3 protein-coding genes are annotated in these 2,254 nt (G+C 74.2%); all 3 read right to left on the reverse strand.

All coding sequences use genetic code 11. The annotated features are described in order from the left end of the window. Positions 1-271, reverse strand: a 271-nt coding sequence (locus IBL26_RS25360; protein ID WP_206684312.1) for a hypothetical protein, incomplete at its 3' end; no start/stop codon positions are given. A 97-nt stretch (positions 272-368) separates the two neighbouring features. Further along, on the reverse strand, positions 369-971 hold the full coding sequence (locus IBL26_RS25365; RefSeq protein ID WP_187787272.1) for a nicotinate-nucleotide adenylyltransferase: 603 nt from the start codon (positions 969-971) through the stop codon (positions 369-371). 71 nt (positions 972-1,042) lie between these two features. Continuing rightward, positions 1,043-2,254, reverse strand: a 1,212-nt coding sequence (locus tag IBL26_RS25370) for a glutamate-5-semialdehyde dehydrogenase (RefSeq protein ID WP_187787273.1), incomplete at its 5' end; no start/stop codon positions are given.

Consider the following 2,254-nt stretch of genomic DNA (forward strand, 5'->3'; position numbering starts at 1 on the left):
CCGGCTTCGTGCTGCTGCGGGTGGGCGCCGCCTTGGCGCTGCTGCTACGGGCCGGTGCGGCCTTCACGGCGCTGCTCCGCGTGGGTGCGGCCTTCGCCGTGCTGCGCGCAGGGGCAGCCTTCGCGGTGCTGCGGGCGGGCGCTGCCTTCGCAGCCGGGCGTGCAGGCGCTGCCTTCGCAGCGGGGCGCGCGGCCGCGGGCTTGCCGGCGGGGCGGGTGGTGGCCGTCTTGCGCGGCTTGGTGTCGTCGGTGGTCTTGGGAGTGCGGGCCATGCGGCGTCCTTTGCAGTCTCGTTCTGGCGTCGTGTGTGTTTGGAAGGTGTATGGCGCGAGAGGGCCCAGGCCCGCCAGCACCGATTCCCTGCTGCGATCAGCTTCCCGTGCGGGCGCGGATTGCGGTGGCGCTGGCGTGGTGCTCCCGCGCCGGGATCAACGTCCAGGCTGGCGGGCCACCTTGCAGCAAGGCGGGCGGGCGGCGGCGGGCATGGGCCAGCCGTTCCGCCGCCGCGCCGGCCAGGGCCTTTCGGGTCCAGCCGGGGCGCGGCAGCACCGCCATGGGGGTATGGGCCACCAGCTGGCGCCAGCGGCGCCAACGCGGCAACTGCCACAGATTGTCGGCCCCGATGATCCAGACGAAGCGCGCCTGCGGGAAGCGTTTGGCCAGCTTGGCCAGGGTCAGCGCGCTGTAGCGCTCGCCCAGCGCGGCCTCGATGCCGGTGGCCAGGATGCGCGGCGGCCGCGCCATGGCGCGGGCGGAGGCCAGGCGCTGCGGGAAGGGGGCCATGCCCGCCGGCGCCTTCAACGGATTGCCCGGTGAGACGAGCAGCCACACCTGGTCCAGCCGCAGGGCACGCAGGGCGCATTCCGCCACGTGCCGGTGGCCTTCATGCGCCGGGTTGAAGCTGCCGCCCAACAGGCCGATGCGGAGGCGGCGCCGGTCGCCGAAGCGGGCCGGCTCGAAGGGCGGGCGCAAGCGATCAGGGCGCGCGGCGGGGCGACGCTGCCCGCGGGCAGGGCGCAGCGGCGGTGGGGCGGATCGGCATCCTATGCACGGACCTGGCCGGTACCGATGACGTGGTAGCGGTAGGTGCAGAGCTGTTCCAGCCCCACCGGGCCACGCGCGTGCAGCCGGCCGGTGGCGATGCCGATCTCGGCGCCGAAGCCGAACTCGCCACCATCGCAGAACTGGGTGGAGGCGTTCCACATGCCCACCGCCGAATCCAGTCCGTTCAGGAAGGACGTGGCCACGGCGGCGTCCTCGGTGACGATGGCGTCCGTATGCTCGCTGCCGAAGCGGCGGATATGCGCCAGGGCGCTGTCCAGCCCATCCACCACCTTGATGTTGAGCAGGGCGTCCAGCCACTCCGTGCCGAAATCGGCCTCGGTGGCGACGGGCAGGGCGGGCAGGATGGAGCGGGCGCGCTCATCCCCCTTGAAGCCGCAGCCCAGCGCAGCGAGGTCCGCCACCAGCAGCGGCAGCAGCTCCGGCGCGATGGCGGCGTCGATCAGCAGGGTTTCCGTGGCGCCGCAGACGCCGGTGCGGCGCATCTTGGCATTGGCCAGGATCTCCCGCGCCATGGTGGGGTTGGCGGCGGCGTGGATGTAGGTGTGGTTCAGGCCCTCGGCATGCGCCAGGACGGGCACACGCGCTTCCTCCAGCACCCGCTTCACCAGTCCCTTGCCGCCACGCGGGATGATCAGGTCGATCAGGCCGGAGGCGCGCAGCATGGCGCCGACGAAGGCGCGGTCCTGGCTGGGCGCCATCTGCACGGCGGCTTCCGGCAGCCCGGCTTCCCGCAGGCCGGCGGCGATGCAGGCGTGGATGGCGTCGGAGGACCGAGCGCCCTCGCTGCCACCGCGCAGCAGCACGGCGGAGCCGGCCTTCAGGCACAGCGCGGCGGCGTCGGCGGTGACGTTCGGGCGGCTCTCATAGATCATGCCGATGACGCCGAGGGGCTGGGCCACCCGGCGCATCACCAGCCCGTTCGGGCGCGTCCATTCCGCCAGCACATGGCCGACGGGGTCGGGCAGGGCGGCGACGTCCTCCAGCCCCTGGGCCATGGCGGCGATGCGGGCGGGGTTCAGCACCAGCCGGTCCCGGAAGGCGGGGGAGAGGTCGGGGCTGGCTTCCAGGTCGGCGGCATTGGCGGCGAGCAGGGTGTCCTGCCCGGCGCGCAAGGCCGCGGCGGCGGCCTTCAGGGCGCGGTCCTTCGCCGGTCGCCCGGCGCGCGCGAGCTGGCCGGCGGCGGCGCGGGC

This window comes from Teichococcus aerophilus (assembly GCF_014490485.1).
In the GTDB taxonomy this organism is placed as follows: domain Bacteria; phylum Pseudomonadota; class Alphaproteobacteria; order Acetobacterales; family Acetobacteraceae; genus Pseudoroseomonas; species Pseudoroseomonas aerophila.